The following is a 17,559-nucleotide window of genomic DNA, read 5'->3' on the forward strand; positions in this document are numbered from 1 at the left end:
GGGCTGTTCGAGCTGTTCGACCCGGACGCCCCATTGAGCGAGGGTGCGACTTCGTGTACCCGTACGCGTGCTTCGCGGCTATAAGAGCGAATCACGCGAAAGGGAGAGCGGATATGCGAATCGCACGATGGTGCTTCTGGATCGCGCTCGCCGCGGCCGGTTGCAGCGCGTCCAACCGCGGCACGTCCGCGACGGAGGCCGACCCGTCCTCGGGCGCCGGAGAGAGCGGCGAAGGGAGCGGTGAAGGGAGCGGCGCGGGCGGCCAGGACGACCCGTTTGGCTCCGGCACCGATATCGGCGGGAACAGCGGAGACGTCGGGAATGGGGGCAACGGGAGTGGGGCCCCTGACAACGGGTGCATCGAGCGAGCCTCCCTCGTGTATGTGCTCTCACAGGACAACGAGCTCTACAGCTTCAGGCCCGATCGTAAGGAGTTCACGAAGATTGGTGTCCTGGGGTGCCGGACCGGCATGGATCCGAACTCGATGGCGATCGATCGCAACGCGGTGGCGTGGGTCAACTACGTGGAGCCCGACGACAGCGAGGGGACGTTGTTCAAGGTCAGCACCGAGGACGCGAGCTGCGAGCCCTCCGGGGCCACGCTCTCCGACGGGTGGTCCCGGCTCGGCATGGGCTTCTCGAGCGACCTCTCGCGCCCGGACACCGAGGAGCTGTTCGTGGCGGGCGCCACGGGCACGCCGGGAATCGGGCTGGGGAGGATCGACGGCGCGTCCGTGACGCCGGTCGGCGAGTTCAGCGGCTCGATGCGCGACATCTCGGCGGAGCTCACCGGCACCGGGGATGGACGCCTCTTCGGCTTCTTCACGACCACCCCGGTTCAGCTCGCCGAGATCGACAAGGAGACCGGCGAGATCATCGAGGCCACGGACCTGCCGGGCATCGAGACCCCGAGCGCCTGGGCGTTCTCGTTCTGGGGTGGCGACTTCTATTTCTACACCGCCCCGAGCGAGTTCGGGTCGTCGCGCACCACCAACGTGAGCCGCTATCGCCCGTCGGACGGCTCGATCGACACGGACTACATGACGAACATCGGCTTCCGCATCGTCGGCGCAGGCGTCTCGACCTGCGCCCCCCTCGATCTCCCCCTCTAGCGCGACGGTCACCCGCTTCGGATACGGGCCCACCTCGACGTTTTCGGTGCTCAGCGCACCGGAGTGCGCTTCCGCGCCGAAAACGCCGATCTGGGCCCGTCTCCTGTGCGGGAGACCGCCGCTCTGATCGGCAGGGGGCTGAGGCGGGCGGAGTGGGAGGAGGCCCCGGGACGGACTTGCCAGGGGCGTTCCTGATGGCATCGGGAACGGATCCGGGAAGCGCGCTCACGGCGGTGCAGGCGTCTACCGATTTGGCGTCGACGGCATCACGTTGCGCGTGGCCGATCGGGCACACCCGATCGGGCGGCGAGGTGTTGCGATGCGGATGAACCTTCTCCCCGGACGCGGTCACTGGCTACTCGCGCTCGCGCTGGCGCTCACCGCGGCGTGCGGGACGGCGCCGGGCGCGGAATCCCCGGCGCGCGAGGATATTTTCCGCGCCGCGGGGCCGAACGAGTTCATCCTGCTGACCGCCCGGGGCGAGCTCGTCAGCGCCGACATCGAGCCGGGGCGCGTCGTCGGGCCGGACGTGAACCTCGGCGTGTACGCCGCCGACAGAGGGCGAGACGGGCAGACAGTCCGGGGCGTGGCGTTCAACCGGACCGTGAACGTCACAGCGACGGGCCAGCGCGCGGCCGGCATCGTCGGCGCCATGCCGCTGGAGCTCTCGGTGACCCGGGCGGAGGCAGGGCTCCGCGCGCAAGGCCTCCTGGCCGGCGCCCTCTCCGACTACCGGCTGGACGAGCGGCAGCTCACGGGCACGATCGGGCGCTGCAGCTACGAGCTGACGCGGACGGGGCGCACCTACGAGGGGTCGCGGCGCTGCGAAGGCCAGCCTCATCACGCGACCGTGCTCCTGCCCCGCGGGCTGTCCTCGTGGAGCGACGCCGCGCTCGCAGCCGCCCTCGGGCTGCTCCTTGGCGCCTGAGCGCGCCGCGGCCCGCCCCGTCGCGTGGGCGGTGGCGAATGACAGGTCGCGCAGCGGCTGCTAGAGCTCGGGGCGACCCGGCAAGAAAGACGATGCGCGCCGGAAGCCCGTCGGGTACGGAAGGGCCGAGCCTCCTGGGCCCCGGCGGTCCTTTCTTCGCGCCCTCGCGCGACACCCACTCTTCATCCGTGACGAAGCCCAGATCCGATGGCAACGCGCCGGGCAGGGCGACCCCGGCGACTTCACCGAACCTCCTCGAGGGACGCTCCGCGCCCATCCCGCTCGGGCCGCGCCTCGAGGCCGTGCTCGAGCTCGCCTACCGCGCGCGCCGCGCGGTGCTGCTCGAGGGACCCACGGGGATCGGCAAGAGCGAGCTCGTCCGGCAGCTCGCCGAGCGGCTCGGCATCGCGACCGTCGTGCTCGATCTGAGCCTCCTCGAGCCGCCCGATCTCGTGGGCCTGCCGGTCATCCGGGACGGCCGGACCAGCTACGCGGCGCCGTCGGTGCTGCCCCAGGACGGCGCCGGCATCCTGATGCTGGAAGAGCTCAACCGGGCGGAGCGGTACATCCAGCAGCCGGCGCTCCAGCTGCTCAGCGCCCGGCGGCTGCATGAATACGAGCTGCCCGCGGGGTGGGTGTGCTTCGCCGCCGTCAACCCCGAGTCGGCCGACTACCAGGTGACCCCCCTCGATCGCGCGCTCCGCGCGCGGTTCCTCCACCTGAACGTCCGCGCGGACCGCGCGTCCTGGCTCGCCTGGGCGCAGGTGAACGGGCTCCACCCGGGCGTGATCGCCCTCGCGCAAGGGCACGAGCGCGTCCTGGACGACGTGCCCCCGCGCACCTGGACCTATGCGTCGCACGTGCTGAGCGCGCTCCGCCCCGAGGAGCTCGCGGACGGCGTGCTGCTGCGCGACGCCCTGGGCGGGTACCTGCCCCCGAGCTGGGTCGAGCTCCTGCTCGCGTCCAAGGACACCTGGTCGACGCGGCTGCCGTTCGATCTGCGCGCGCTGCTCGCCGATTACGGGCCGAGCTCGCCGGCGGGCAAGGTGCTGCGCGGGGCGCGCGAGCGCGGGGAGACCGACCGGTTCGACGAGGTGACGACGCGGCTCGCGCCGCTGCTCGAGGGGCCGGAGGTCGGCGTGCTCGCGGCGCAGCGCAAGCTGTCGCTGGGGGCGTTCGAGGCGCTGCTCGCCGACCTGCCGGGCGACCACCGCGAGCGGCTCCAGGACGCGCTCGGCGGCAACGCGACGGCCACGCAGCTCATCGACGTCCGCCCCGAGGAGCTGCTCCAGAACTACGCGGGCAGCGCCGCCGAGCAGAAGGTGCTGGCGTGGCGCGCCGATCCGCTGCGGCAGCACCGCGTGGGGCTCGTCGTGACCGCGCTGTCGGCGCACCTCGGCCAGCAGGCGAAGCTCGTCGACGTGCGGCGGAGCAACGTCGCGCGCGTGTGCCTGGGCCAGCTGCTCGCGCAGCTGCCGGAGCGCTGGGCCCTCCGGCTCGCGGCGACGCTGAAGAAGCACGGCGTCACGCCGGTCCGGCCGCAATGAGCCAGGCCGCGGGGCGCGACGAGGTGCGCGAGGTGCCAGAGGACGCGGTCGCCGCGTGGCTCGACGCCTTCGTGCGCGATCCCGGCTTCCTGGAGCGGTACCCCTGCTACGCGGCGATCCTCGCGCGGCTCGCGCCGGTCGCGGACCCCTCGGTCAAGCGCATGGCCGTCTCGCTGTTCGACGGCCGCTTCTTCCTCCACGTCAACGTGGAGTCGTTCATGAACGAGCCCGTGTTCCTGCGGGGCGTGCTCCTCCACGAGGTGCACCACGTCGCGCTCGGGCACCTGTGCCACCCCAAGTTCGCGGGCGCGGACGAGCCGGAGCTCATGGACCTCGCCCTGGAGATGTCGGCCAACGAGTACATCGAGGAGCCGCTGCCCGATCCGATCCGCTGGCAGCCCTACGCCCCGATCGGCCTGCGCGGCGGCCAGAGCACGCTCGAGCGCTACGAGCTGCTCGTGAGCGCGGCGCGCGAGGGCAAGCTCCCGCAGCGCGGCGGCGAGGCCGTCGACGATCACCGCGTGCTCCGGCGCCCCTCGCGGGAGCCGGGCGCGGTGGAGCAGACGCGGCAGCTCCTGCTGCGCGCCGCCGAGGAGGCGGACGCGCTCGCGAACGACGGCGATCCGGCGGACGTGCCCGGCCTCTTGCTCGCGGGCAAGACGCCGGGGCGGCTCATCGAGGAGCTGACGGACGCGCTGGGCCCGCCCGCGCACCCGCTCGACTGGAAGACCGCGCTCAGGATGTTCGTGGCGAGGGAGCGCGCGCCTGTGCACACGTACGCGCGGCCGAACCGGCGCTTCCCGGGCCGCGTCGGCGAGGTCCCGGGCAGGACGTACGCGCCCCGCGCGATCTCGAAGCCGTCGGTGCTCGTGGCGATCGACACGTCGATGAGCATGCGGCGCGAGGAGCTCTCGGAGATCGCCCGGCAGCTGCAGGTGATGAGCGAGTCGGCGCGCATCACCGTCGTCGAGTGCGACGTGGAGATCGGGCGCGTGTACGCGTTCGACGGGCGGCTCGACGAGGTCGGCGGCCGCGGCGGGACCGATCTGCGGCCGGTGTTCGCCCCGGAGTTCCTGGCGGCGCGGAAGGTCTCCGGCGTGATCTATTTCACGGACGGCGCGGGGCCCACGCCCCCGGCGCCGCCGCCGCTGCCGGTGCTCTGGATCCTGACGAAGCCGCTCGATTTCACGTGCCCGTGGGGAGACCGGGCGTGGCTCGCGAGGAAGCCTCGGCCACGGTGAGCTGCGCGGTCATCGGGCGTGGATGACCGCGCGGGAGGCGGCGCGCCGCAGGCGGAGCCTCAGGGCACGCTCGCCGGATCGGCCGGGTCGGTCAACGCGTCCGCCTCGTCGCCGTCGAGCGCCCCATCGCTGTCGCGGTCGAGCGCCATCCGCACCCCCGATCCCGGCGGCGCGCAGGTGAAGGTCAGCGCCTTGCCCGACGCCGCGATCGCGCGCAGCGCCGTCGCGCTGATCGCCGGGCTCGCCGCCCTGTCCCGCAGGAATGTGCCAGCGCCCTGTTGATAGAGGAAGCCCTCCTCGTCCCCGTGCCTGCGGACCTTCGCCACCAGATCGCACTCCCCCGCGTCCGCGCGCGCGATCAGGAGATCTACCCGCAGCTCGGCGGCCGTGTCGCCCACGCCGGAGAGCGTCGCTTGCTGGCCCACGATCGGCGCCAGGTTGCTGTCGAAGGCGTGAAGGAAGGCGGTCACCTGCCCGCGCAGCACGTCGCCCGCCGCGCCCGGCGGGAAGCCGTTGACCCCCGGCACCTCGTTGAAGCCGTTCTGATCGTGAAAGCGGAAGATCGTATCCATCGTCCCGTTGTGGCCAATGCCGAACCCGCGGATCTGATCGCCCTGGAACTCGAAATTCCGGTCGTTGAAGCGGGGGTTCTCCACCATGCCGAACATACCGACCTTCTGATAGACGTTACGGAGCTGGGCGACCTTGAAGCTCTGCGTGATGAACGCGAACGTGTAGCGCCCGTCGGTCCCGAAGAAGCCAGGGAACGGGACCCCGTGCTCGGCGTTGCCCGCGGGATCGAGCACGTGGCACGAAGCGCACGGCCCGCCCTCGCTGGCCGGCAGCGTGAAGAATGCCTTGCCCGCCGCCTGATCGGCGGTGAGGCTGTTGTCCAGCGCGCGGATGGGGTTGGGCGGATACATCACCTGGAGGACGAAGTCGGTGAACGCCTGCATGTCCGCCGCGGGGATGGGCGCGTCCCGCCCGAGCAGGCCGACGAAGGAGACGCTGAACTTCTTGAACGCCGCCTCCTCGTCGAAGGTGCCGCTGTCCGGCTGCGCGCTCGGCGCGTCGTTCCCGCCGGTGCGGTCTCCGCGCCAGTGCATCGGCCCGTGGTTGGCCATCCCGCGCAGGCTCTGCGTCGTCATCGGTCCCTTGAGCGCGGCGAACTCGGCGGGCGCGCCGAAGAGCGTCGGATCGAGGATGAACGGGCCTGGCATCGGCGTGTTCGCCGCGTCGGGGTCGCCAAGGTCCCACGACAGGCTGTCGAGATCGCCGAAGACATGGCAGGTCGCGCAGGCCGAGTCGCCGTGGCTCGACGTGAACGAGGCGTCGTAGAGGAAGCGGCGGCCGCGGACCACGCTCTCCGGCTCGGGGCTATACATGGGCACGTGCGCGATCTCGGCCCTGGCATCGACGTCGATGATCGAGATGGAGTTGTCGAAGCGCGTGAGGGCGTAGAGCTGCCCGCGCGCCTCGTCCAGCACCACACCGGTCGGCCCGCCGCCGGAGACGGGGATCTGGCGCGCGCGCCTCGGCACGAAGGTGTCGGCCTCGAGCGCCGCGGTGTTGAAGACGCCGATCTTGTCCGAGCCGAGCGCGGCGACGTAGAGCCTCTTTCCGTTGCTGGAGACGGCCATGCCCGTGGGCAGCGCGAGGCTCTTCCGGCTCTCGGCGTTCGGGACCGGGGCGCAGCACGCGCTGTAGTCGATGTGTTTGTTCAGGTGCCGCGGGGCGACGCCGCCCGTCGCGGGGTCGATCACCGTGATGTTGTTGTGGTTGAACCGGCCGCGCACGCTGTGGCCGGCGAAGACGCCGGCGCCCTCGAAGCGATTCTCGTTGAACGCGTCCGTGTTGGCCACGTAGACGCGCCCGCTCACCGGGTTGACGGCCATGTTGTAGAGGACCGTGCCGACTCCCTGGAACACGCCCCCGGGCCCCTCGACGGGCGCGGGCGGGTTGGCCAGGGCGTCGATGACGAAGACGTCCTTGTCGGGCAGCGAGAAGTTCACCTTGTCGTCCCAGGATCGGTTCAGCTCGTCCACCCAGTGCGTCCCGTTGAACTTGACGATGAGGGGTATCGGGGGCTGCGGGGCCCCGGCGGCGTTGGTGGTCGGCGGGGGCAGGCCGAGGCCCTGGTTCACCAGGTTGATCTCGATCGCGGTGGTGCGGTTTCCGGAGTGGAAGGCCGCCGCGTAGACGCGTGAGCCGTCGGGCGTGGCGGCGAGCGCGCGCGGCGTGTCGCTGAAGAGGGTGATGATGTTGAGCGGCGCGGGGCTCGAGCTCGCCGCCGAGAAGACCCAGACGTCGGCGCGGCCCACGCCCGGCGTGGTGAGCGCCGGATCCACGGGGCTGTTCTGTCCGCGGTGCGCCGTGGTGATGAAGGCGCGGCCCTTGCCGGCGCCGGCGAAGACGATGTCGCGGGGCTCGTCGCCGACGAGCAGGGTGCGCACGACGCGGGGCTTCCTCGGCCTCGAGACGTCGACAACGCTCACGCTGTCGGAGAGATGGTTGACGACCCAGACCTCGTCGTCGCTGCGCGCCGCGACGGCGACCGGCTCCAGACCCACGGCGACGGAGCCGCGGTGCTCGAGCCCGCCGCTCTGGACCTTGAAGATCTCGAGGCGGTTGTCAGGCGTGTTGACGGCGAAGAGCATCGAGCCGTCGGGCGAGAGGGCGAGAGGGCGGACCTGGCCGCTCTCGAAGAGGGAGTAGGGCCGGGCGGCGGCGACCGTGATCGGAGCCCTCGCTACGGTCGGGGTTTCGTCGACAGGCGTACCGCTGTCAGCGCATGCGGCCAGGGCGAGAGCCGGGAGCGACCAGAGGACGAGCTTGTTCATGGGCACCTCGAAGGCGGGAGGAGAGCGACATTTTATGATCCATCGAAAGGCGCCCACGGAGCAATAGACAGACGGATGGAATCAACCCACGTTGTTCGGCAAGACACTTTTAAAGCGCGGAGCGCCTCGGCGGCGGGAGCGCTCCACAACACGCCACAGGTCTCCCACGGTGGGGCCCCGCCCCACAACAACGTTGTTGCCATCAGCGAGCCTCGTCGTTGATCACGAGAAGAATGCCCGCATACACAAAAAAACGACCTGTCGGGGCGGCGCGCGCAGGCGAGGAGCCGGCGGCGCTCCCGAGGCAGAGGGGCTCCTCGGCCTCGGGCGCGCGCGCCGCGGGGACGACGCGGCGTTCGCCGTGGACCCGCGCTGATACGGAGTTGGAGGGGCGGCGGGGTCGCGCGCCTCGCCGCGAGGCGACGCGGATCAGGCCGCGGCGAGCTTGGCCGGGCGGCGGATCAGCGAGAGGGCGACGTAGACGACGAACGAGATGGCGAAGCCCGTGAACCAGGCGTAGCTGTAGAGATCCATCCATGCCTTGGGGACCGTCGCGACCTTGATGGTGCCGAGGAAGCCAGGCAAGTTGGGCAAGACGCCGGCGACGAGGGCGACGATCGCGACGGGGTTCCACCCGCCCGCGTACCAGTAGATCCCTTCCCGCTTGTAGAGCTGGGTGAGATCGAGGTTGGTCCTGCGGACGACGTAGTACTCCGCGATCAGGATCGCGCCGAGGGGGCCGAGCAGCGCGGAGTAGCCGACGAGCCAGGTGAAGATATACCCGGTCGGGTCGCTGACGAGCCGCCACGGCTGCATCAGGATGCCGATGATGCCGGTGATGAGGCCGCCGGTGCGGAAGGAGATCCGCGACGGCCAGAGGTTCGAGAAATCATTGGCCGGGCTCACGACGTTCGCGGCGATGTTGGTCGCCAGGTTGGCGATGCAGAGGGCCGCGAGCGAGATGATCAAGACGACAGGGTTCTCGAAGCGGGTGATGACGACGACCGGATCCCAGAGCGTCTCGCCGTAGATGACGACCGTGGCGGAGGTGACGGCGACGCCGATGAACGAGAAGAACGCCATCGTGGGCGGCAGGCCGATCGCCTGCCCGATGACCTGATCGCGCTGCGAATGCGCGTAGCGCGTGAAGTCCGGGATGTTGAGGGCCAGGGTGGCCCAGAATCCGACCATCGCCGTGAGCGCTGGGAAGAAGAAGACCCAGAACTGGCCCTCCTTGGGCTGCCCGACCCCGAAGGACGAGGGCTTCTCGAGCATCGGGCCGAACCCGCCGGCGCGGCTGTAGGCCCAGAGGAGCAGCGCCAGGCCGAGGCCGATCAGGAGAGGCGCCTTGATGTTCAGCAGGATCCGGATCGACTCGATGCCCATGCGGATGATCCAGATGTTGACGCCCCAGAAGAGCAGGAAGCAGGCGAGCTGCGCGACGTTGATGCCCAGCGGCGTCGGCGGCATCTGCTCTATCGACGGGACGAAGACCGCCACGATCTTGTAGATGGCCCACCCGCCGAGCCACGTCCCGATCCCGAACCAGCCGCAGGCCACGAGGGCGCGCAGCACCGCGGGCACGTTCGCCCCCCGGATGCCGAAGGCGCTCCGGCAGTAGACGGGGAACGGGATGCCGTACTTCGTGCCCGCGTGCGCGTTGAGGATCATGGGCATGAGCACGATGACGTTGCCGAGGAGGATCGTGAGGACGGCCTGCCCCCAGCTCATCCCCTCGGCGATCAGGCCCGAGGCGAGCATGTACGTCGGGGTGCATGCGCACATGGAGACCCACAGCGCAGCGATGTCCTTCATCCCCCATTTGCGCTGGTCCAGGCGCACGGGCGCGATATCTTCGTTGATGTAGCGCGAGTCGATGTCCCCTCCTATCTGCTGAAAGCCCTCGCTGGCCTTCGCGCCGTGAGCAGCCGAATGCACGTCGGGTTGAGCAGTCGTTTGCGTGTGCGCCATCGTCGATGAGGCTACACGATCGCACGTGAGACGGGATAGTGGACAGACGCACCGTCGCCGGAGCACGCCGGCTGTCCGGTGAGCCCGAACGAGCAGGCGCAGCGCGAGCGGCGCTCGCTTTGTTTCCTTTTGTTTCCTTTGTTTCCTCGATGTTGCGCGCCGGGCCTCGGCGTCCGCTCCGCGGTTGTTCTGGTTCCGTGGTGCGGTGATCCCTGGCGGGATCTCCGAGGCTCGGAGCTAGCTGCCCTGGCGGGCCGGAGGTCGAGGGGCGGTGAGCCCGCGCCGCAGGGCGAACGCGATACCCTCTTTCAGGGTCCGGAGCGTCACGACGCCACCCACACCGACGCCCTGCGCGACCAGCGTCTGCGCGATCCGCGGCTGGATGCCGGTGAGCACCACCTGAGAGCCAAGGAGGTTCACCGCCTTGGCCAGCCGGATGAGCGAGTCGGCCACCTGGGAGTCGATGACCCCGACGCCGGTGATGTCGAGGACCACCGTCCTGGCGCTGTGCGTGATGACCCCGTTGAGCACGGTCTCGAGCGTCGCCGCGGCGCGGTCGCTGTCGAGGAAGCCGATCAGCGGCACCGCGATGACCTGATCCGCCACCGGCATGAGCGGGGTCGACAGCTCGCGGACCATCTGCTCGAGCCGCTTCGTCTTGTCCGCGACGCGCAGCTCGAGCTCGGCGTTGAGGCGCCTCACCTCGTCCTCGGCGTGCCGGCGCTCGGTGACGTCGACGCCGATCGCCTGGAACTCGGCGAGCGGCCCCCCCTCGCCGAGCGGTGCGCGGTTGGTCCAGTGCATCCAGCGCACCGCGCCGTTCGGGAGGATGACGCGGTGCTCTGTGTGGACGATCGGGTTCTCGGGGCCGAGCTTCGCGAACTGCCGGGCGAGGAGCAGCCCGTCCTCTTCGGGGACCATCGGCATGAAGCGGTGGCCGACCAGCTCCTCGCGCGTCTTCTCGAAGTACCGGCAGTAGATGTCGTTGACGAAGGTCAGCGTGCCATCCATCCGAAAGCGGCAAATGAGCTCGGTCTGGTCCTCGACGATGCCCCGGTAGCGCGCCTCGCTCTCCCGCAGGTCGTTCTCGACGCGCTGCTTCTCGGCGAGCTCCCTCTCGAGCTCGGCATTGCGCCGGCGGAGCAACTCCAATTCCGCTCGCATCGTAGCGAGAACATTCGCTTCGCCGTCGTTCATGATCCGGTGATTCCTTGGCGCGCCGTGTGGACAGTTACGTCCGTCCTAGCTATCTTATCAAAGGACGACCCCGCCGGGTGAACTTCGAGCGTGCCGAGGGCGCGCGCAGCGCTTCCTACAGCGCATGCGCTGTCGTCCCATCGACGCACCGGAGCGCACCAGATCACGCATGCATGAGCGTGCGTCTCCTCGTCTCATCAAGAGAGCATGGCAGGCGCATTCGCCGCGGATCTGCGCCCGCTTCGGCGCTCGCCTGCGTCGACGCGAGAGGACAGGCCGCTCGCTACTGCGCCCGCCGGAGCGTGGCGACGCCCTTCCAGGGCGGCGTCTGCGCGTGCACGACGAGCTCTCCCTGGTCCGAGAACTCGCACAGCGCCTCGTAGGCGACCCCCGCCTCGTCGTAGGAGACCAGCTTGAACCGATCCCATGCGGGGTCGCGGATCTCGTAGGCGCGGTCCACGTGGAGGCCGGGCGAGTCCGCGAGGATGCGCTTGCCATCGAAGCGGACGACCAGGTGCGCGTACTGGAACTCGAGCATCGACGCGAGCATCGGCTCGAGCGGGACCTCGGGCTCGAACCGGACGAGCCGGAAGCTGCCGCGCAGGCGCGCGTCGATCGACGCGACTTCGGCCCCCGCTTCGGGCCCCCGGGCGGCGCTCGAGCCGCAGCCGGCGGCCAGCGCGGCCAGGAGAGCGGTGCAGACGAGGAGGGAGCGAGAAGAGGGGGATGGACGGCTCGCCGAGGGCGACATGGGGCGGAGCTTAGGGCGAGCGGACGGACAGCGCAAAGCGGCGCAGGAGCGCGCGGCCGTGGGCATGCCGCAGGCGAGAGCGCGAAACCTCTTCCTGCCGCGTCCGCTTCCGCTCACGCTTCCACCTGGAGCGCCGCCGTCGCGCTCGCGGGAGGGGGGAGCATGACAGACGTCCTGAGAGGCACCGATTTCGTCGCAGGCCTTCCAGAGCACGCGTGCGCCGCGCGCGAGGAGGCCATCCTCGGAGCGGTGCAGGCCGGCCACCTGGCGCCGATCTCGTGGGTCCCGGTGTACAGCCAGCTCGACGAGCGCCGCGCGACGTTCCTCGTGAGCGCCGACGCGCTCCGCATCGGCGACGCGGAGGACTCCGTCCGCGTCAACGCCTCGGCCCGGACGACCCAGCGAATCGCGGATCTGCTCGAGTGCGCGATGCTGACGACGCGCCTCTGCGACCTCGTGTGGGAGCAGGCCACCGTGCGGATCCCGCCGTGCATCGGCGCCCCGGACGCCTCGATGGCGAGCACCTCCCGCATGCTGGAGCACCACCGCCGCCTCGAGGAGCAGGTCGCAGGGAGGACCGGGCTCATCGAGAACGTGGGCAAGCACTGGGTACTCACCAACCGCCTCGCGGACCGCCCCGACCGGGCCGCCAACTACGGCTGGTTCGATCCGGGCGCGGCCCACAGGCACGGCCAGCAGACCTTGTGGCAACCGCTCGGGCTCACGCACGATCCGGATCACGTGGACTACTCCCAGGTCGTCCGCCTCGTGCGGCGGCGCTGCACGGTCGACGAAGCGGAGCGCGATCTCCACGAGGTGATGACCGATCCGGCGCTCGCCGGTCTGCTCTCGTCCGAGGGTCCCCTGTGCGTCCTCCGGCTGCCCGGGGTGCCCGAAGAGGTGTGATCGCCGCGCGCCCCTCGGGGCGTCCGGCCCACATCCCAATCCGTCGCGGGCTGGCGCCCAGTGCAACGCGCCTTCGTGCCGCGCGGATGTCCCCGCCGCTGTGGCCCGCGCGCCTGGCCATACCTGCGCGACGCCGCCCTGATTGCGCGAGTCCCTGCTCAAGTTGAGCAAACCAGCGCAGGCCACCCCGCGCTCGCGCACCGCGGCGTCGCGTCCCCGGAGCGCCTGGCCAGGTCGTGGGCCCTCGACGCGAGGCGTGGCACGGAGCGTGATTAAAGGATCGCGCCATGACCGACAGAACTCACAGGCTTCTCGCCAACACGCCTCGCCGAACGTACCGAGCCGCGCCTCTGCTCGCCGCGGCGTTCATGATGGGCTGCACCGCCGCGTCGACCGAGGCGGACGACGCCGCCCCTCTCGCCCAGCCCTCGGCTGGCGGCGGGCTGCGCTTCGCGAGCGAGCACGACGCGCTCGGGTGGGTCGCCAGGCGGGCCGAAGAGCTCGAGATGGGGCCGGTGATGGTCGAACGAGACGAGGGCGGCCGGCCCATCAAGGTGGCCGGCGTGTCGATCGGCTCGCCCGACGAGATCGCCGTGGCGAAGGCGAGCTTGATCGGCGAGCTGGGTGGTGAAGACCATGCGGTCGAGATCGCGGGGGAGCGCTACCTCCTGGAAGGCCAGGAGTCCGGGCTGTTCGCCGCGGTCGCCCACTGCAACGGCGGCCTCTGCACGAACGACGAGTCGTTCAAGAACGACTACGTGTTGTATCGAGAGCTCGGCAGCCGAACCTCGGTGACGTCAGGGGGGTTCGAGACCCGGCGCCAGACGATCCAGGGCAGAGGAGAGTACGAGTGCGTGGACCTGCCGGGGCCCCTGCCCGTCAAATGCACCGGCTACTGCACGTATACGTCCGGCTGCCCTTCCGGCTTCACGGTGGAGAGCGCCGCCGGCTACCCCACGTGCAGGACGACCTGCGTCGGCCAGGTGCGCAACGTGACGCTCTCGATCTCGATCGAGGGCTTCGAGTTCTTCGAGTCGAGCGGCATCCTCGTCCCCTCCATCCCGGCGCGAAGCGGCACGACCCACGACTCGAGCCTCGAGGTCAAATACTGGGAGTACGGCATCGGCATCGACTCCGTGATCTCCGACGCCGATGGGCTGTGCGGCTCACACTCCACGTCCGGCCCGGACGGGTTCGTCGTCGCCAAGAGCCACTGGGGCAGCGTGCCCACCGCGTGCCAGTAGGGTGCTGCAAGCACGGTCGCTGCTCGCTCACAGAACGCCGGTCCCTCGATCGCGAGCGACGCGCGCGGCCGCCCGGCGAGCGCGGTCGAGCCGCGCTCGCCGGGCGGCCGCGTCGCTCACCGGTTCACGGACTGCATGCCGAGCTCCGGATAGCGGAGGCCGGCGGCCGTGCCCTTCGGCGCCACCGCCTCGAGGCGCCGCAGATCGGCCTCGCCGAGCGTGATCGCCTCCGCGGCGACGTTCTCCTCGAGGTAGGTGCGGCGCTTCGTGCCGGGGATCGGGACGATGAAGTCCCCTTGCGCGAGGACCCACGCGAGCGCGAGCTGCGACGCCTTCACGCCCTTCTCCCGCGCGACGCCCTCGACCTTCGCGACGAGATCGAGGTTCCGCTGGAAGTTCTCGCCCTGGAATCGCGGCGAGATGCGGCGGTAGTCGTCCGGCGCGAGATCCTCGAAGCGCCGGATCTGCCCCGTGAGGAAGCCGCGGCCGAGGGGGCTGTACGCGAGGAAGCCGATGCCTAGCTCGCGGCACGTGGCGAGCACGTCGTCCTCGGGATCGCGCGTCCAGAGCGAGTACTCCGTCTGCACCGACGCGAGCGGGTGCACGGCGTGGGCGCGCCGGAGCGTCGACGAGCTCGCCTCCGAGAGGCCGATCGCGCGCACCTTGCCGGCCTTCACGAGGTCCGCCATCGCGCCGACGCTGTCCTCGATGGGCGTCTTCGGATCCACGCGGTGCAGCTGGTAGAGATCGATCACATCGACGCGCAGGCGCCGCAGGCTCGCGTCGCACGCCGAGCGGATGTACTCCGGCGCGCCGTTGATGCCGCGGACCGTGACGTCGTTCGGGTCGCGGACGATGCCGCACTTGGTCGCGAGGACGACGCGATCGCGCCGGCCCGCGATGGCCCGGCCGACGAGCTCCTCGTTCGTGAAGGGACCATACATGTCCGCGGTGTCGAGCAGCGTGACGCCGAGCTCGATGGCGCGGTGGATCGTTGCGATCGACTCGGCCTCATCGCGCTCGCCGTAGAAATCGCTCATGCCCATGCAGCCGAGGCCGAGGGCGGAGACCTGGAGAGTTCCGAGCTTGCGTGTGTGCATGGTTGGGCTCCTTGGCGCCGCGGAGAGGCGATGGCGACGCACACCACGTAAAAGTGAGCGCGCGCACGGAGTCAAGGGCGGTTTGCCCGCTCGGAGGTTGGAGGTTGTCGAGACCCTCCCGGGAGAGAGGAAACTCAAACCGGAGGCCTCGGACAGCCGCCACGCTGTACAATTCAGATGATAGTGCAACCGTCGCAGCTGGCGCGCTCAGGAGGGCGGAGGCCCATCCATCAGCGGTAGCACCTCGCAGTGACCATCCCCGGCGACCTGGAGGAAGCGCTTCGCCCCCGCGATCGCCTCCTCCTTCGAGGCTGCCCGGATCAGCGCGTAGCCGACCATCGGATCCTTCATGTCCGGGAGCGCCCCATCGCTCACGGTGAGCTCGGCGCCTGCTCTCCGGACGCGCGCGCCCATCGCGGTGGGGAGGAGCGCGTCGGTGCCGAGGAGCACGCCCTCCCGCGTCATCTCGTCGATGAGCTTCCCCATCTGCGCCATGTGCTCCGGATCGGGTGCGCAGAGCTCCTGGCTTTTGTCAGGCCGATACAGCATCAAGAATCGCATCGTCGTCTCTCCTTGGGTGCTCGCCCGGCACGACGGGCGCTCCTCCATCACAGACTGCGCGACCCGCTCTGACTCATCGGTCGCGCGATCATTTCTCGATCCCGCTGCTTCCGCCCCGCTACTTCCGGAGCGGGAGCAGCGCGCGCAGCCGCTCGTCGCGCAGGAGCAGCCCGCCCCAGATCATCGCGGCGACGTACACAGGGAACAGGACGTGGCTGAACAGCGGGTTGTCGACGCGCACGTGCGTGGCGACGGCGCCGCCCAGGAAGCCCGTCAGCAGGATCGCGCCGAGCACGGAGGTGCGCGGGATCATGTAGGTGACGACGCTCGCCAGCAGGACGAGCCCGATGCCGCGGACCGAGCTCACGGGATAGCCGAGCTGCTCGGACCCCTCCAGCACCTGGGGCACCATCATCAGCTTCCCGATGCTGTCGAAGAGCAGGAACGCCACCGAGAGGCCGCTGAGGATCCGCCCCGCCCAGACCTTCTTGTTCGACACAACCACCGGCTCCACGTGCTGCTCCGACATCGAGGCCCTCGTCTCCATCGTCTCCTCCTGGCTCGCTCTGGACAGATCGGTCCTCCCGCCCCGGCGTCATGGCGGCGCGGCGCGGCCGATTCGATCCCTAGGACGCCGCGGCGGCGCCCGACTCATCGGTCGTCCGGAAGTTTTTTTCGGAGCTATGTTTCGGGCCGCAGGGGCAGGCCGAAGAGCGGGAAGAGCCGCTCGGCGTCGAGGAACGAGCACACCCCGACGATCTCCCCGGCGGACACGTCGATGACCTGGATCGCCCACGGGACGAAGGCGCCGCCAGGACCGCTCGGCCTGTACTGCCCCAGCGCGAAGGATCCGTTCGCCGCCACCGGCAGGAGCCGCGAGCCTCTGCACCCCTCGCCCACCTTGAGGAGCCAGGCGTGCACCGAGGGACGCCCCCGCAGCCACAGCCGGTAGGGCGGCATCGACCAGGTCGCGTCCTCGCGCAGCAGCGAGACCAGCGCGTCGACGTCCTGCCGCTCGAAGGCCGCGACGTAGCGGCCGAGCAAGGACCGCTGCGCCTCGTTCATCGGCTCATGGAGGTCGCTCTTCTCCTCCTGGCCCATCGTCGCCCGGGCGCGCTGCAGCGCGCTGTTGACCGAGGCGACGGTCATCCCGAGCAGCTCCGCGATCTCCGCGGCCTCCCAGGACAGGACCTCCTTCAGCAGCAGCGCCGCCCGCTGCCGGGGCGGGAGCCGCTGGAGCGCGGCCACGAACGCGAGCCGGATGGTCTGCCGCGACGAGACGAGCTCCGCCGGGTCGCAGGACGCCGCCAGCACCCGACCGTCCGGGATCGGCAGCACCCACGTCGCCTCCGCCAGCGTGTCGAGGACCGGGTTCTCGGCCGAGCCCGCCGGGCCGAGATCCATCGGTCGAGCCCGCCTTGACCGGCCCCGCAGCATGTCGAGGCACACGTTGGTGGCGATGCGGTAGAGCCACGATCGCATCGCGGCGCTGCCCTCGAGCTGATCGAAGCTCCGCCACGCCCGCACCATCGTCTCCTGCACGGCGTCGTCCGCGTCGAACGCGGAGCCGAGCATCCGGTAACAGTGGCCTGTCAGCTCCTGCCGGTGCTGCTCCAGGCGCAACTCCATCTCGCGGGGAGGGGGGTTCGCTGCGAGGGTCGAGAGCTCCATGGCCTCAGCTGACCTTCGTGGGCGGGTTGCGGAGCCAGCCGAGGGGGAGGCGGGTCGCAGGATCGATGTCTCCCTGAAACTTCGGCCCGCAATAGACCTCGGTGACCTCGATGGTCCCGACGAGATGGCGGTTGAACTCCTCCAGCTCCTCGGCGGGCACCCAGAGCTCCTCGTGGGAGCGGCCGCCTGCGATCTGCACAGGATACCTGCGGGCAAAATCGTCCTCGACCTCGAACCGCGTCACCCACCCCGCGAACCCGGAGGTCTCATCGGCGGTGTTCCAGTCGCGGGCGATCTTGCGCGCGTACTCCTCCGTCAGCACCGGATAGAAGATCGGCTGATGCGACAGGCGCGGCGGGAACGCTCGATAGCCGGCCTCTGCGATGAGCCGGAGCTCGGCGAGGCCCACGGGTCGGTACAGGATCATCGTCGTCTCTGCTTCCTTTATACCCCCGCTGGACGTGGATCTCAGCGTCCGTCTGCCGGAGCC

Annotated in this window: 15 protein-coding genes; 6 read left to right on the forward strand and 9 right to left on the reverse strand. The window is 70.2% G+C overall.

Features of this window, described 5'->3' with window-relative positions:
- Positions 1–113 precede the first annotated feature (113 nt).
- The 4 genes from WME95_RS26275 to WME95_RS26290 all read left to right on the forward strand — a co-directional run bounded on the left by WME95_RS26275 (position 114) and on the right by WME95_RS26290 (position 4,828).
- Positions 114–1,112: a hypothetical protein gene (locus tag WME95_RS26275; protein ID WP_437902141.1), complete on the forward strand. Its 999-nt coding sequence runs from the start codon at positions 114–116 to the stop codon at positions 1,110–1,112.
- Between the two features lie 319 nt (positions 1,113–1,431).
- A complete protein-coding gene (locus WME95_RS26280) occupies positions 1,432–2,040 on the forward strand; it encodes a hypothetical protein (RefSeq protein WP_437902142.1) in 609 nt (202 codons plus the stop codon).
- A gap of 188 nt (positions 2,041–2,228) precedes the next feature.
- The gene (locus WME95_RS26285; RefSeq protein ID WP_437902143.1) at positions 2,229–3,587 is read left to right on the forward strand and encodes an AAA family ATPase; all 1,359 of its coding nucleotides are present in this window, start codon (positions 2,229–2,231) and stop codon (positions 3,585–3,587) included.
- On the forward strand, positions 3,584–4,828 hold the full coding sequence (locus tag WME95_RS26290) for a vWA domain-containing protein (protein ID WP_437902144.1): 1,245 nt from the start codon (positions 3,584–3,586) through the stop codon (positions 4,826–4,828). Before WME95_RS26285 ends, WME95_RS26290 begins: the two co-directional genes overlap by 4 nt.
- A 59-nt stretch (positions 4,829–4,887) precedes the next feature.
- Here WME95_RS26290 and WME95_RS26295 read toward each other — a convergent pair whose 3' ends face one another.
- From WME95_RS26295 to WME95_RS26310, 4 genes are all read right to left on the reverse strand, one after another.
- Positions 4,888–7,668, reverse strand: a complete 2,781-nt coding sequence (locus tag WME95_RS26295) for a hypothetical protein (protein WP_437902145.1) — start codon at positions 7,666–7,668, stop codon at positions 4,888–4,890.
- 429 nt (positions 7,669–8,097) lie between these two features.
- Positions 8,098–9,639 carry an NCS1 family nucleobase:cation symporter-1 gene (locus WME95_RS26300; RefSeq protein WP_437540875.1) on the reverse strand — a complete coding sequence of 514 codons (1,542 nt, stop codon included), beginning with the start codon at positions 9,637–9,639 and terminating at the stop codon, positions 8,098–8,100.
- A 237-nt stretch (positions 9,640–9,876) separates the two neighbouring features.
- Positions 9,877–10,803, reverse strand: a complete 927-nt coding sequence (locus WME95_RS26305; RefSeq protein ID WP_437902146.1) for a PAS domain S-box protein — start codon at positions 10,801–10,803, stop codon at positions 9,877–9,879.
- A gap of 316 nt (positions 10,804–11,119) precedes the next feature.
- Positions 11,120–11,587: a hypothetical protein gene (locus WME95_RS26310; protein ID WP_437902147.1), complete on the reverse strand. Its 468-nt coding sequence runs from the start codon at positions 11,585–11,587 to the stop codon at positions 11,120–11,122.
- 162 nt (positions 11,588–11,749) lie between these two features.
- Between WME95_RS26310 and WME95_RS26315 the strand changes: the two genes are divergently transcribed.
- Together WME95_RS26315 and WME95_RS26320 are read left to right on the forward strand one after the other, a co-directional pair.
- Complete coding sequence (locus WME95_RS26315) at positions 11,750–12,493, forward strand: hypothetical protein (protein ID WP_437902148.1); 744 nt, start codon at positions 11,750–11,752, stop codon at positions 12,491–12,493.
- Positions 12,494–12,780: 287 nt separating this feature from the next.
- Entirely contained in the window at positions 12,781–13,737 is a 957-nt protein-coding gene (locus WME95_RS26320) for a hypothetical protein (RefSeq protein WP_437902149.1), read from the forward strand.
- A gap of 116 nt (positions 13,738–13,853) precedes the next feature.
- Here WME95_RS26320 and WME95_RS26325 read toward each other — a convergent pair whose 3' ends face one another.
- From WME95_RS26325 to WME95_RS26345, 5 genes are all read right to left on the reverse strand, one after another.
- The gene (locus WME95_RS26325; protein WP_437902150.1) at positions 13,854–14,837 is read right to left on the reverse strand and encodes an aldo/keto reductase; all 984 of its coding nucleotides are present in this window, start codon (positions 14,835–14,837) and stop codon (positions 13,854–13,856) included.
- A gap of 207 nt (positions 14,838–15,044) precedes the next feature.
- Positions 15,045–15,398: a YciI family protein gene (locus WME95_RS26330; protein ID WP_437520323.1), complete on the reverse strand. Its 354-nt coding sequence runs from the start codon at positions 15,396–15,398 to the stop codon at positions 15,045–15,047.
- Between the two features lie 118 nt (positions 15,399–15,516).
- Positions 15,517–15,945: a DoxX family protein gene (locus WME95_RS26335; protein ID WP_437902151.1), complete on the reverse strand. Its 429-nt coding sequence runs from the start codon at positions 15,943–15,945 to the stop codon at positions 15,517–15,519.
- Positions 15,946–16,079: 134 nt separating this feature from the next.
- On the reverse strand, positions 16,080–17,069 hold the full coding sequence (locus WME95_RS26340; RefSeq protein ID WP_437902152.1) for a sigma-70 family RNA polymerase sigma factor: 990 nt from the start codon (positions 17,067–17,069) through the stop codon (positions 16,080–16,082).
- 4 nt (positions 17,070–17,073) lie between these two features.
- On the reverse strand, positions 17,074–17,496 hold the full coding sequence (locus WME95_RS26345) for an ADP-ribosylation/crystallin J1 (protein ID WP_437540894.1): 423 nt from the start codon (positions 17,494–17,496) through the stop codon (positions 17,074–17,076).
- Between the last annotated feature and the right edge of the window lie 63 nt (positions 17,497–17,559).

This window comes from Sorangium sp. So ce327, assembly GCF_051530205.1.
GTDB classification, from domain to species: domain Bacteria; phylum Myxococcota_A; class Polyangia; order Polyangiales; family Polyangiaceae; genus Sorangium; species Sorangium cellulosum_B.